At 52.1% G+C, this 12,708-nt stretch carries 20 protein-coding genes; all 20 read right to left on the minus strand.

Translation table 11 applies throughout. The annotated features are described in order from the left end of the window. A complete protein-coding gene (locus PHR44_06000) occupies positions 1-1,047 on the minus strand; it encodes a type IV pilus twitching motility protein PilT (protein ID MDD4910215.1) in 1,047 nt (348 codons plus the stop codon). Then, positions 1,047-2,306 carry a 3-isopropylmalate dehydratase large subunit gene (locus PHR44_06005; GenBank protein MDD4910216.1) on the minus strand — a complete coding sequence of 420 codons (1,260 nt, stop codon included), beginning with the start codon at positions 2,304-2,306 and terminating at the stop codon, positions 1,047-1,049. Before PHR44_06005 ends, PHR44_06000 begins: the two co-directional genes overlap by 1 nt. After that, the gene (locus PHR44_06010) at positions 2,291-3,457 is read right to left on the minus strand and encodes a pyridoxal phosphate-dependent aminotransferase (protein ID MDD4910217.1); all 1,167 of its coding nucleotides are present in this window, start codon (positions 3,455-3,457) and stop codon (positions 2,291-2,293) included. Before PHR44_06010 ends, PHR44_06005 begins: the two co-directional genes overlap by 16 nt. A gap of 109 nt (positions 3,458-3,566) precedes the next feature. Beyond that, the gene (gene rplQ / locus PHR44_06015) at positions 3,567-4,127 is read right to left on the minus strand and encodes a 50S ribosomal protein L17 (protein MDD4910218.1); all 561 of its coding nucleotides are present in this window, start codon (positions 4,125-4,127) and stop codon (positions 3,567-3,569) included. Next, positions 4,124-5,116 carry a DNA-directed RNA polymerase subunit alpha gene (locus PHR44_06020; protein ID MDD4910219.1) on the minus strand — a complete coding sequence of 331 codons (993 nt, stop codon included), beginning with the start codon at positions 5,114-5,116 and terminating at the stop codon, positions 4,124-4,126. Before PHR44_06020 ends, rplQ begins: the two co-directional genes overlap by 4 nt. 20 nt (positions 5,117-5,136) lie before the next feature. Further along, the gene (gene rpsD, locus PHR44_06025; protein ID MDD4910220.1) at positions 5,137-5,763 is read right to left on the minus strand and encodes a 30S ribosomal protein S4; all 627 of its coding nucleotides are present in this window, start codon (positions 5,761-5,763) and stop codon (positions 5,137-5,139) included. Between the two features lie 2 nt (positions 5,764-5,765). Next, the gene (rpsK, locus tag PHR44_06030) at positions 5,766-6,182 is read right to left on the minus strand and encodes a 30S ribosomal protein S11 (GenBank protein ID MDD4910221.1); all 417 of its coding nucleotides are present in this window, start codon (positions 6,180-6,182) and stop codon (positions 5,766-5,768) included. Positions 6,183-6,196: 14 nt separating this feature from the next. Continuing rightward, the gene (gene rpsM, locus PHR44_06035) at positions 6,197-6,580 is read right to left on the minus strand and encodes a 30S ribosomal protein S13 (GenBank protein MDD4910222.1); all 384 of its coding nucleotides are present in this window, start codon (positions 6,578-6,580) and stop codon (positions 6,197-6,199) included. 17 nt (positions 6,581-6,597) lie between these two features. Next, positions 6,598-6,711 carry a 50S ribosomal protein L36 gene (gene rpmJ, locus PHR44_06040; GenBank protein ID MDD4910223.1) on the minus strand — a complete coding sequence of 38 codons (114 nt, stop codon included), beginning with the start codon at positions 6,709-6,711 and terminating at the stop codon, positions 6,598-6,600. Continuing rightward, complete coding sequence (gene infA / locus PHR44_06045; protein ID MDD4910224.1) at positions 6,708-6,926, minus strand: translation initiation factor IF-1; 219 nt, start codon at positions 6,924-6,926, stop codon at positions 6,708-6,710. Before infA ends, rpmJ begins: the two co-directional genes overlap by 4 nt. Position 6,927: 1 nt before the next feature. After that, positions 6,928-7,671 (minus strand): type I methionyl aminopeptidase, encoded by a 744-nt coding sequence (gene map / locus PHR44_06050; GenBank protein ID MDD4910225.1) that lies wholly within the window; start codon positions 7,669-7,671, stop codon positions 6,928-6,930. After that, positions 7,672-8,310 (minus strand): adenylate kinase, encoded by a 639-nt coding sequence (locus tag PHR44_06055; GenBank protein ID MDD4910226.1) that lies wholly within the window; start codon positions 8,308-8,310, stop codon positions 7,672-7,674. Continuing rightward, positions 8,307-9,653, minus strand: coding sequence for a preprotein translocase subunit SecY (gene secY, locus PHR44_06060; GenBank protein MDD4910227.1), 1,347 nt, complete (start codon positions 9,651-9,653; stop codon positions 8,307-8,309). Before secY ends, PHR44_06055 begins: the two co-directional genes overlap by 4 nt. Continuing rightward, the gene (gene rplO, locus PHR44_06065) at positions 9,634-10,092 is read right to left on the minus strand and encodes a 50S ribosomal protein L15 (GenBank protein MDD4910228.1); all 459 of its coding nucleotides are present in this window, start codon (positions 10,090-10,092) and stop codon (positions 9,634-9,636) included. The genes secY and rplO overlap by 20 nt, the downstream gene beginning before the upstream one ends. Continuing rightward, positions 10,082-10,582, minus strand: coding sequence for a 30S ribosomal protein S5 (rpsE, locus tag PHR44_06070; protein ID MDD4910229.1), 501 nt, complete (start codon positions 10,580-10,582; stop codon positions 10,082-10,084). The genes rplO and rpsE overlap by 11 nt, the downstream gene beginning before the upstream one ends. Positions 10,583-10,590: 8 nt before the next feature. Next, positions 10,591-10,965: a 50S ribosomal protein L18 gene (rplR, locus tag PHR44_06075; protein MDD4910230.1), complete on the minus strand. Its 375-nt coding sequence runs from the start codon at positions 10,963-10,965 to the stop codon at positions 10,591-10,593. A gap of 1 nt (position 10,966) precedes the next feature. Beyond that, positions 10,967-11,515: a 50S ribosomal protein L6 gene (gene rplF / locus PHR44_06080; protein MDD4910231.1), complete on the minus strand. Its 549-nt coding sequence runs from the start codon at positions 11,513-11,515 to the stop codon at positions 10,967-10,969. Between the two features lie 25 nt (positions 11,516-11,540). Further along, on the minus strand, positions 11,541-11,942 hold the full coding sequence (rpsH, locus tag PHR44_06085) for a 30S ribosomal protein S8 (GenBank protein MDD4910232.1): 402 nt from the start codon (positions 11,940-11,942) through the stop codon (positions 11,541-11,543). A gap of 13 nt (positions 11,943-11,955) precedes the next feature. Continuing rightward, the gene (locus PHR44_06090) at positions 11,956-12,141 is read right to left on the minus strand and encodes a type Z 30S ribosomal protein S14 (GenBank protein ID MDD4910233.1); all 186 of its coding nucleotides are present in this window, start codon (positions 12,139-12,141) and stop codon (positions 11,956-11,958) included. A 6-nt stretch (positions 12,142-12,147) separates the two neighbouring features. Beyond that, positions 12,148-12,708: a 50S ribosomal protein L5 gene (gene rplE, locus PHR44_06095; GenBank protein ID MDD4910234.1), complete on the minus strand. Its 561-nt coding sequence runs from the start codon at positions 12,706-12,708 to the stop codon at positions 12,148-12,150.

A 12,708-nucleotide genomic window follows, 5' to 3' on the forward strand; every position in this document is an offset into this window, starting at 1 on the left:
TTATAACGACTTGAACTCGCCGGGGTTCTTCACCTTCTGCATCGCCGTATCCATAGAGACAAGACCTTTCTGGTAAAGCTCTTTCAGCGACTTATCCATTGTCTTCATCCCGTACTGGCTGCCGGTCTGCATGACTGTCGGCATCTGCTCGACCTCCTGCTCTCTTATTAAATTCCTCACAGCGGGGGTGGCGATCATTATTTCAGTAGCAAGCACCATACCTGTTCCGTCGGCGCGCCTGAGCAGTAATTGCGAAACTATCCCCTGCAGGGAAGCCGCCAGCTGAAGTTTTACCTGCGCCTGCTGATGCGGAGGGAACACGTCAATGATGCGCTGGATCGTCTGCGGCGCGTCGGGCGTATGAAGGGTGGCAAGGACAAGATGCCCGGTTTCGGCCGCGGTAAGCGCGGTGGCGATCGTCTCCTGATCCCTCATCTCTCCCACTACGATCACGTTCGGGTCCTGCCGAAGAGCGTGCCTCAAAGCCGACGCGAATGAGTAGGTATCGGAATACAGCTCTCTCTGTTTTACGATACTCTTCTTATTAGGATGAACAAATTCTATAGGGTCTTCAATGCATATTATCATGCATTCTCTCTCGCTGTTTATCAGGTCTATCAGGGCGGCCAGGGTCGTGGTCTTGCCTACGCCGGTAGGCCCGGTAACCAGCACAAGGCCGTTTGGCTTTCTGGCAAGGTCTATCAATATCTGGGGCAGGCCCAAATCGTTGAATGTAGGGATATTCAGCGGTATGCGCCTTAATGCCGCTTCCACAGACCCTCTCTGCATATGCACATTCACTCTGAACCTGTCAAGCCCGGGAAGCGCCAGAGAAAAATCCAGTTCCAGCTCCTTTTCAAACGCCGCTTTCTGGGAACTGCTTAACGCGCTGTAGATAAGACGCTTGTTATCTTCTTTGCTCAAAGCCGGGAAGTCCGTTTTGACCAATTGGCCGCTGACCCTCAATATCGGCGGCTGGGACGCGGTAAGGTGCAGATCAGAGGCGTTATTTTTTACCGCCAGCATAAGCAATTCTTTCAATTCCATTATCTCATCTCCTTCCTCGGATCGGTTATATGCCCTGTCAGGGCGGATGCGGCTACGGTGGCGGGCGAAGCAAGATATATGAACGCCTTCGGGTTGCCCATCCTGCCCTTGAAATTCCTGTTAGCGCAGGAGATCACCGATTCTCCATCAGCAGGCACGCCGTTATGCGTGCCTACGCACGGGCCGCAGCCGGGAGCGACTATGACCGCCCCCGCCTTGACCAACGTATCTATTATACCTGTTTTGAGCGCTTCTAAAAATATATTTTTGGAAGCGGGGGCGACTATAAGGCGCACCCCGTCTTTGACCTTTCTGCCCTTAAGTATATCCGCCGCGATCTTTAAATCCTCGAGGCGGCCGTTAGTGCAGGTGCCGATGTAGGCCTCGTTGATCCCCACGCCCGATAACTCGCCCGCGAGGGCTGTATTGTCAACCGCGTGCGGCTTTGAAACCGTGGGCCTGATCTTATCCGCGTCATAATGTTTTACCGATCTGTATCCGGCATCGCTATCGGCCTTCTGTATCCTGTATTTTTTCTTGATCGGCCTTTTTTTAAGCCAGTCCCGCGCCTTTTTATCCACGGGCATAAAGGCGCACTTTGCCCCCATCTCCACCACCATATTGCATATTGTGAACCTCGCGTCCATACTTAAGGCGCCTATGGCGCTGCCGTAAAATTCTATCGCCTGATACGTCGCGCCGGAGGAAGTGAAGTCGCCGATAATATGCAAGATAAGGTCTTTGGCAAAGACGCCTTTGGGCAGGCGTCCGTCTACTATTATCTTTATGGTTTCGGGCACCTTAAACCAGTTCTTGCCCCCTGCCAGCGCGATGGCCAGGTCTGTTGAGCCCACGCCGCTGGCAAAGGCGCCCAGCGCCCCGTAAGTGCAGGTGTGCGAATCAGCCCCGAGAACGAGTTCACCGGGATATACGTGCCCCGACTCAGGTATGACCTGATGGCAGACGCCGCAGCCGATGTCATAAAGCCCCGTATCGAATTCACCGCTGAAGGCGCGCATCCTGTTATGTATGGCGGAGACCTCCTGTTTCGGCGAAGGCGCGCTGTGGTCTATCACCATGCAGAACTTATTCGCCGCGGCAAGCTTCTTTATCCCCAATTCAGCGATCCTGTCAATGATGATCGCGCTGGTGCCGTCCTGGCCAAAACAGAAATCAACCTTGCATACCGCAAAATCGCCGGCAGTAAGGGATTTGCCGGCGTGCTCGCTTAATATCTTCTCTACTACTGTCTTACCCATTTTTCGATCCTGTCCATCCCCTTCTCAATATTCTCCATGCTCGTGGCAAAGCTTACGCGCACGAAATCATCATATCCGAAGCCGATGCCGGGCACAAGCGCCACATTCGCCTCATCAAGAAGCCGCGAAGAGAAGGTAAGCGAATCCATCCCGGTCTTTGATATGTTAATAAAGATGTAGAACGCTCCCTGCGGAAGTATGTGGCTCAGTATCTTGATACTCTTCAGCCGCCCCACTATGTAGTCGCGCCGCTTCAAAAACTGCGCGCATCTTTCCCTTACGATCTTCTCATCCATCTCTAAGGCGGCAACTGAGGCCATTTGCGCGATGGAATCGGCGTTGGAAGTAGAGTGGCTCTGGATGTTGTCCACTGCCCTGGCTATTTCAAGCGGCGCGCCTAAATAGCCGATGCGCCATCCGGTCATCGCGAATGATTTGGATACGCCGTTGACGGTAATTACCTGCTCAAGGGCCTGCCTGCCAAACGACGCGGGTGAATGGTGCTTCAGCCCGTCAAAGATTATCTTCTCATAGATCTCGTCGCTTATTATGAAGATCCCTCTCTCCAGGCAAACGTCCACCAGGGCTGTCAGCTCTTCACGGGAATAAACCACGCCCGTGGGGTTAGAGGGGCTGTTCAGGATCAGGACCTTAGTTTTTGGGCTTATGTGTTTCTTAAGGAGTGCGGGGGTAAGTTTGAAGCCGCCGGCGGGATCCGTGTTAACTACGACGGATCTACCCTCGGCAAGATTCACCATTTCCGGGTAGCTTACCCAGTACGGCGCCGGTATGACCACCTCATCGCCTCTATCAACCAGCGCCTGGATGATGTTGTATATGGAGTGTTTCGCGCCGCAGGAAACGACTATCTGCTCCGGAGAATACTCTATGCCGTTATCCCTTTTGAACTTCTCGCATATGAGTTTTCTTAATTCCGGTATGCCTGAAGTAGCGGTGTATTTAGTAAAACCGCTCTTTATCGCTTCTATAGCTTTCTGCTTGATCGCGTCGGGCGTGTCAAAATCCGGTTCGCCGGCGCCGAAACCGATGATATCCTTCCCTTCTTTGCGTAACTGCTTTGCCTTGGCCGTTATCTTCAGAGTCAAGGAAGGATTGATAAGCTGGACTCTTTTGGCAAGCTTGATAGGCATAGGGTATATATTTGAACGCAGATTAACGCATATCTAACGCAGATTTACGCAGATTAACTCTGCGACCATATGCGTGCAAATCTGCGAGAATCTGCGTTCAAAGTAAAATCTATAGTGAGTCGCGTTCTTTCTTGAATATATTACGGATGCCGCCTAAGAATTTCTTCTTCGGCTTGACATCTTTTTCCGGCCTTTTCTGTTCCTGCGGCTGGGGCTCTGCCGCTGCCTTCGGTTTCTTGATCTCTTCCCTGGGTTTCTCTTTTTCTCCTGTCCTCTCGGCAACGGCCTTTTTGACTACGGGGGCCGCCTCCGCTTTTTTCTCGGTAAACTCAAACAGGACCAGCTCTGCCCCGTCGCCGCGCCGGTTAGACAAAGGCAGTATCCTCGTGTATCCGCTGCTTCTCTTGGCAAACAAAGGAGCCAACTGAGTAAATAGCCGCTGAACAAGGCGGTGGTCGCCCAGGACGACAAAGGCGCGCCTTCTGGCTGCCAGATCCCCCTTCTTTGCCAGCCATATCAATTTATCCGCGTATGGCCTGGCTGCCTTTGCCTTATGCTTGGTAGTGCGTATTGACTGATACAAGACAAGGGAGCGCAACAGGCTCTTTATGGTCGCCTTTCTCCAACTGGTAAAACGGTTCAACTGCATTTTCTTATTTCTATGTCTCATTTGGTCTCTTTCAGTTTTTTCGTATCAACCTGCATCCCCAGGCTCAAGCCCATGCTGGCGAGCAGCTCTTTTATCTCGCTTAGCGACTTCTTGCCGAAATTCTTGAACGAAAGCATCTCATCTTCGGCCTTCCTGACGAGTTCGGCAATGGTCTTTATGTTCGCCTCGCGAAGGCAATTGGAGCTTCTCACCGACAACTCAAGTTCGGATATGGGCAGCTTAAACTTCTCGTACAAGACGACTTCCTCCGCAGACATCTGCTCCTCTTCTTCCTCTTCCTCGGGGATCTGCCCTAAGCCGACAAACGGGTCAAGATGCCTCTGCAGTATATTTGACGCGTAAAGCAGGGCGTCCTTGGGGCTTATCGCTCCGTTAGTCCAGATCTCCAGTATCAGGGCATCGTAGTCGGTACGCTGGCCCACGCGCGTATTCTCCACGTGGTAATTCACCTTGGTTACGGGCGTAAAGATAGAATCTATGGCTATTGTGCCTATCGGCTGGTCTTCTCTTTCATTCTGTTCCGCGGTCAGATAACCGCGGCCGCGGCCGACTTCCATCTCCGCGTGGAATTTTATGTCTTTGGTGAGGGTAGCCAAATGCAGGTCCGAATTGATCACCTCCACCGACTCATCAACTATGATGTCCTTCGCCTTGATCTCTCCTTTTTTATCCTTCTTTATATAGATCACCTTAGGCACCTTGGAATATGAACGCAGGACGACTTTCTTCAGGTTGCAGATGAGCTCCACCGCGTCCTCCAGGACACCGGGCAAGGTAGAGAATTCGTGCATTACACCTTCGATCTTAACAGACGTAATGGCTGCCCCCTCTATGGACGAAAGCAGCACGCGCCTGAGCGAGTTTCCCAAAGTCACGCCGTATCCTTTTTCAAAAGGCGCCGCGATAAATTTAGCGTACGTATTGGAACTGCCGGCCTCATCGCAGTCAACACGCTTTGGCATCTGGAAATCTCTCCACTTTATTCCCATCTTATCTTGTCTCCTTCACTTTATTTTGAATACAACTCAACTATCATCTGCTCCTGGACAGGAACAGCGATATCGTCTTTTTCCGGCAGGCGGATCACTTTGGCGCTAAGCCCTTTGCTGTCCACCTCAAGCCAGCCGGGCCTTGTCCAATCTTTGGTGGCTTCAACACTTTCCCTGACCTTATTTAAAACCGCTTCTTTTGCCTTGAGCTGAATAACGTTGCCGCTTTTAACCAGAAAAGAAGGCGTGGTAACCCTTCTGTCATTCACGTAAACTGCCCCATGGCGCACCGCCTGCCTTGCCTGCGCGTGCGATGTGGCAAAGCCCGTCCTTATAATAACGTTGTCCAGCCGCCTCTCCAAAAGTTGCAGCAGTATCTTGCCTGTTACGCCCTTTGTCTTTGCCGCTATGGCGAAATATTTCCTGAACTGCCTCTCCAACACGCCGTAAAGCGTCTTCACCTTCTGCTTCTCCCTCAGCTGCAGCCCATAGTTGGAAAGTTTCGTTCTCATTTTGCCGTGATCGCCCGGGCCGTAAGCGCGCTTTACAAGCGTGCATTTCTCGCTGTGGCACTTTACCCCCTTCAGGAAGAGTTTCATCCCTTCCCTGCGGCAAAGCCGGCATGACGGACCGATGTACCTGCCCATAACTATACTCTCCTTCTCTTTGTAGGACGGCAGCCGTTGTGAGGAATGGGAGTGACATCCTTTATGGATGTCACGGTAAGCCCCGCTGCCTGCAGCGCCCTGATCGCGGATTCCCTTCCCGAGCCGGGGCCTTTCACCCTTACCTCTATTTCCTTGATACCCATATCTTTAGCCCTCTTCGCGGCCTCAGACGCGGCTATCTGAGCGGCAAAAGGCGTAGACCTCTTTGAGCCGCCAAACCCCACTATCCCCGGCGTCGCCCATACTAAACAGTTCCCCTGCTTATCCGTAATGGTCACTATTGTGTTGTTGAAACTGGCCTGTATATGGGCGATCCCGCTGGTGACATTTTTCAGGACCTTCTTTTTCTTGGGCCTGGCCTGTTGTGTTGTTGTATTTGTATTTGTGGTTGCTGCCATTTAACCTCCAGAAATTATGATTCCGCCTTCTTTATTATTGCCATGCCGCCCTTGCGCGGCCCTTTCCTGGTCCTGGCATTAGTGCGCGTTCTCTGGCCTCTAGCGGGAAGGCTTTTCTTATGCCTCAGGCCCCGCCAGCAGCCGATATCCATAAGGCGCTTTATATTCTGTGAGATATCGCGGCGCCTGTCTCCCTCGACCTTCCCGACGCCTTTCTGGATCACCGTAGTGATATGGGCCACTTCCTCGTCGGTCAGATCCTTGGCGCGCTTGCTTACCTCAATATTGGCTTCCTTAAGGACATCGCGCGATGTCTTCCTGCCGATGCCGAACAGATAAGTAAGCGAAATGTCTATTCGTTTTTCCTTTGGAATATCAACGCCTAAAATTCTTGGCATAATGCCTCCCTGGAGTCCTAACCTTGCCTTTGCTTGTGTTTGGGATTGTCGCAGATAACCCTGATAACCCCTTTTCTCCTGATTATCTTACAGTTGCTGCAAATCTTCTTAACAGACGCCTTGACTTTCATTTTCCTCTGTGTATTATCCTTCCCCGGCTTAGATCATAAGGCGATAATTCAAGCTTAACCTTATCTCCCGGCAGTATTCTTATAAAATGCATCCTCATCTTGCCGCAGACATGGGCCAGAACTATATGACCGTTCTCCAATTCCACTCTGAACATGGCATTGGGAAGTGTTTCTACGACCGTGCCTTCAACCTCTATTAATTCTTCTTTGGCCATATTATACCGTCAATATCTCCGGCCCCTTTTCCGTTACGGCTACAGTATGTTCAAAATGCGCCGACAACGCTGAATCAGCCGTCACCGCGGTCCAACCGTTATCTAATATCGCGACTTCCCACGTGCCCGCGTTGACCATCGGCTCTATCGCCAGCACCATACCCGCCTCCAGGCGTTCTCCTCTGTGCGGCCTGCCGAAGTTGGGTATTTCCGGATCCTCATGCAGTTTCCTGCCGATCCCATGCCCCACAAACTGCCGCACCACTGAGAACCCCTGTGATTCCACGCAGTTCTGCACCGCGTAAGAAATATCAGAGACGTGGTTGCCGGGCCTTGCCTGCTTAAGCCCCAAGGTCAGCGCTTTGCGCGTAACCTCCAGGAGCTTTGACGCCTCAGCGCTGATCTTGCCCACGCCCACGGTAACGGCGGCGTCGGCGAAAAACCCGGATAGCTCCACGCCCAGGTCAATGCTGACTATGTCGCCCTCTTTGATCACCCTTGAAGACGGGATGCCGTGAACAACCTCCTCATTCACGGAAACGCACGCCGCCGAGGGAAAGCCCCTGTAACCCTTGAACGCGCATTTCGCCTGCCGGCCCCTGATACTCTCTTCTGCCAGGATGTCCAACTCCTGAGTCGTTATCCCCGGCTTTACGCGCGCCGCCAGGATCCTCAAGACCTCGGCAACTATGGCACCTGCGCGGCGGATAACCTCAATTTCATCTGCTTGCCTGCGGGCGATCATCTACTTTTTCAGTATCTCAATGAGCTTCCTATATACCACGTCCGAATCTTCGTCGGCCGATAACTTCAGCAGTATGCCTTCGTTATTATAATAATCTATCAAAGACGATGTTTGCTTCAGATAAACGTCCAGGCGCTTTTTTACGGTATCGGCCTGGTCATCGGAACGCTGGATCAGTTCCGCGCCGCAGGCATCGCATAAGCCTTCCGACCTGGGAGGCATATTCTTGATGTGATAATTCGCCCCGCATTTTTTGCATACGCGCCTGCCGGTCAGCCGCTGTATGACAACATCCTCTGAGGCCTCCAGGTAGATAACCGCGTCTATCGGCTTATCAGTCAATATCTCATCCAGGCGCTTTGCCTGCGATATATTGCGCGGGTAGCCGTCAAGGATGAACCCCTTGGACGCGTCTTCTTTCTTAAGGCGCAAGGAGACCATCTGGGTCACAAGGTCGTCGGGGACCAGCTCGCCCTTGTTCATTATCTCGCGCACCTTTGCCGCGATATCAGAATTACCCTTCACCGTCTCTCTCAATATGTCGCCGGTTGAGATATGCGGCACCTTGAGATATTCAATGAGCAATTTTGCCTGCGTCCCCTTGCCTGCCCCAGGCGGTCCGAGCAATACTATCCTCATCTTCTTCCCTTTATCTTCGCCGATTTGATAAACCCCTCGTAGTGCCTCATAAGAAGATGGGACTCGATCTGTTTTATGGTATCCAGCATTACCCCTACGACTATAAGGATACCGGTGCCGCCGAAGAATGAAGCGATCAAATAAGGGACATTAAGCGACGCCATGATCATATCCGGCAATATCGCGATCGCTACTATGAACATCGCGCCTGCCAGCGTGATCCGGGTCATTACATAGTTAAGATACTCCGCTGTAGGCTCGCCCGGCCGTATGCCCGGGATAAAGCCGCCGTATTTCTTCATATTGTCCGCGAGGTCGCGCGGATTAAAGACAATGGCGGTATAGAAATAACAGAAGAACACTATTAATAAAGCATAGAGCAGCGTATAAGGGCCATGCCCGCGCGACAGCGACTCTGCTATACGCTGAAACGCCGGGTTGGGAATAAAGGTGGCGAGCGTAGCCGGAAATAATATGATGGACTGCGCGAAGATTATGGCTATGACCCCTGAAGTATCGACCTTCAAAGGGATATAGGTGCTCTGCCCGCCGTAGATCTTCCTGCCGACTATCCTTCTGGCGTACTGGACAGGGATCTTACGCTGGCCTTGCGTGATCAGCGTGACAGACCAGACCACCGCCACAAGGAATGCCGCCATGATCAAAAGCGTCACGGGTTCGATCTGCCTGGCAGCGCCCTTTCCGGGAGCGATAAGAAAAAACAACTGCTGTATGGCTGTGGGGATCCGCGAGATAATGCCCGCGGTGATTATCAAAGATATCCCGTTGCCGATGCCTCTCTCCTGTATCTGCTCTCCCAGCCACATTATGAAGATCGTCCCGCCGGTAAGCGTTATCATCGTGATAAAACGAAAACTCCAGCCGGGATCGGCCACTATGCTCAAACCCTCAAACCTTGCCGGGCTTTCCAGCCACAGCGATATAAAGAACGACTGGACTAAAGCCAGCGCGACAGTGCCGTACCTTGTGTACTGGTTGATCTTCTGATAGCCCGCCTGCCCTTCCTTGGCTAACTTCTCCAAAGCGGGGACTATAGCCGTAAGCAGCTGCAATATGATGGAGGCGGATATGTAAGGCATGATGCCCAACGCGAATATGGTGATCCGCTCCATCGCGCCGCCGGAAAACATATTGATTATGCCAAAGAGCGCGCCGCCTTGTGTCTGGCCTATCTGTTTAAAAAACTTGGCGAGCTCAGCGCCGTTGATCCCCGGAGTAGGCACGAAACAGCCGATCCTGTATACCACAAGAAGGCCCAGGGTAACCAACAGCTTCTTCTTCAGTTCCGGTATCCTAAAGGAATTAAGAAGCGCGCTGAGCATTTCTTATAACCGCTTTACCGCCCGCCTTTTCAATCGACCGGCGTGCTGCCTTTGAGAAAGCATCCGCCTCTACAGTGAGCGGCTTTGCCAATTCCATATTGCCCAGTATCTTTATCGGGCCTTTCTCGTCTTTTATCAGCCGTTTTTCCTTTAACAGCGCGGGATTAAGAACGCTGTCTTTCTCAAACCGCTTCAGCCGCGCGATGTCTATCAGCTGATATTCGGACCTCTTATATACCCTGAACCCTCTTTTGGGGATCTTCCTGATAAGCGGCATCTGGCCGCCTTCAAAGCCGGCGTAAAAATGCCTGCCTGCCCTCGACAACTGCCCTTTAGAGCCGCGGCAGGAGGTCTTGCCGTGGCCTGAACTTGAGCCGCGCCCCCTGAGCTTCTTTCTCCTCCTTGAGCCCTCCGGAGGGCGGATCTCGCTAAGCAACATTCTGTTCTACCTCCCGGTCCGGCTTAAGGCGGGCAAGGCCGTCAAATACCGCCTTGATAACATTTACCGGATTGTTTGACTTGAGGCACTTTGTAAGTATATCCTTGATGCCCGCCGCCTCGCAGACCGCCCTGACGCTTCCGGCCGCGATTATGCCGGTCCCTTCCGACGCCGGCCTCAGCAATACCGTGGCCGCGCCGAATTTTCCCAGTATATCGTGGCTTATTGTCGTACCCTTCAGATCGATCTTCACCATGCTCTTCTTGGCGGCGGCCAAACCCTTGCGTATGGCATCGGCAACTTCGTTTGCCTTGCCCAGGGCAAAGCCCGCGTTGCCTTTTTTATTGCCGACCACGACCAGGGCGCTGAAAGACATTTTCTTGCCGCCTTTGGTAACCTTGGTTATCCTGTTTATGGTAACCACCTTTTCCACAAAATCCGGCTGCTCCTGACGGCCGCCTTCTCTAGTACCCCCTCTTGGATTATTCATATCGTGCCTTATTTTCCTTTGTCGTTAAAACTTAAACCCGCGCCTTTTGCCGCCTCGGCAAGCGCCTTTATCCTGCCATGATAGGCATAGCCGGCGCGGTCAAAGACAACCTGCTTTACCCCGCGTTCCCCCGCGAGCCGGGCGACCTCCCGCCCTAATACGGCAGCGGCCTTTACGTTTCCGCCGTAAGGCAGCGACTTCTTTATGGCCTTATCGGCAGTGCTTAAGGAAAAAAGCGTCTTCTGCCGGCTGTCATCAATGACCTGCGCGCAAATATTCTTGAGGCTCCTGAAGACGCACAAACGCGGCATAGATGAAGAGCCGTGTATCTTCTTCCTTATCCTTTTATGCCTTTCCAATCTTGCTATCTTTTTCTTATCCATATTATGACGACTTAGTTGTTGCCGCTTTTCCGAGTTTCTTCTTGACCTTTTCTCCCGCGTAGCGGATGCCGGTGCCTTTATACGGCTCGGGCCGGAAAATAGAACGGATCTCAGCGGCTATCTCCCCTACGCGCTGCCTGTTGATGCCGCTTACGCTTATCAGGGTATTCTTCTGTACCTCTATCTTAATGTCGTCGGGCACAGGGAAAACCACGGGATGGGTGAACCTTAAGGTAATCATCAGGTTCTTCCCCTGCACAACCGCCTTATATCCTACACCCTGTATCTCAAGCTGTTTGGCGTAACCCTCCTTGACCCCTCTTACTATGTTAAAAACCAGCGCCCTGCTAAGGCCGTGAAGCGACTTTGCTGCCTTGCTGTCATCGGCCCTTGTCAGGACCAGTTTATTGTCTTCCAGTCTCGCCTCTATGGGCCCGGGAAGAGTATAGGCGTCTCTGCCTTTAGGGCCTTCGGCGGAGATCTGTTTGCCGCTGACCTGCAGCTTAACTCCCTCGGGGATCGCTATCGGTTGTTTTCCTAGTCTTGACATATCGTATTAGCGTTAATTAGCGTTTTTACCAAATGTAAAACAAAACCTCGCCGCCGATTTTCTGGCCGCGCGCCTCTTTATTTGTCATCAGGCCTTTAGAAGTGGAAACAACTGCCAGCCCTTTACCGCGAAGCACAAAAGGCATATCCTTACACCGGGAATAAACCCTTAATCCGGGCTTTGACCTGCGCTGTATCCCGGTCAAGACGGGCTTCTTGGGCGCGTAGTATTTAAGGTATACCCTCAGGCGCTTGCGGCTTCCCTCTTGTTCCAACGGCTTTATCTCTGCTATATAATGCTCCCTTTTCAATATCTCCAGGATCGACTGAGTCATCCTGGAAAAAGGCACATCAACGCTCTCTTTGAATACCATTGAGGCGTTCTTCAATTTAACTAACGTATCTGCTATCGGATCGGTTATTGACATTTTTAGGTTCCTCTTACCAGCTTGCCTTTTTCACGCCCGGTATCAAACCCCTCCAGGCCAATTCGCGGAAACAGATCCTGCAGAGCTGAAATCTCCTCAGGTAACCCCTTGACCTTCCGCAGATAGGGCAGCGATTATGTTGCCTTGTGCTGAATTTCGGCTTCCTCTTCCAACGTTCTATCTGTGATTCTTTCGCCATTTAGTTTTACTCCGATTTAAAAGGCATCCCGAAATGCTTTAATAATTCGCGCGACTCCTCTTTGGAGCCGCCTTCTATCACAAACGTTATATCCATACCCTGGACCCTGGAGATCTTATCGTAGTTGATCTCGGGAAATATCGCCTGTTCAGATAACCCCAAGGTAAAATTCCCGTCTTTATCAAAGGCGCCCGGGTTGACCCCTCTGAAATCCTTTATCCTCGGTATGGCGAAACTTATCAGGCGGTCCATGAATTCATACATGATCCTGCGCCTCAATGTAACCTTGCAGCCCACAGGCGCGTTCTTCTTGAGCTTGAAATTGGAGATGGCCGTCCTGGCGCGCCTTAAAAGGGGCTTTTGGCCGGTTATAAGCGCCAGCTCCTCCACCGCCTTATCCATTATCTTGATGTCGGTAAGCGCCTCTCCCACGCCCATATTCACCACTATCTTCTTAAGGCGCGGCACCTGCATAGGGTTCTTGTAGCCGAAGCGCTTCATCATCTGCGGGATGACCTCTTCCTTATATCTTACCTGCAGCCGTGCCGGCTGTGACTTCTGGTCCAT

The sequence above is a fragment of the Candidatus Omnitrophota bacterium genome (assembly GCA_028707125.1).
Lineage (GTDB): Bacteria > Omnitrophota > Gorgyraeia > Gygaellales > JAQTUX01 > JAQTUX01.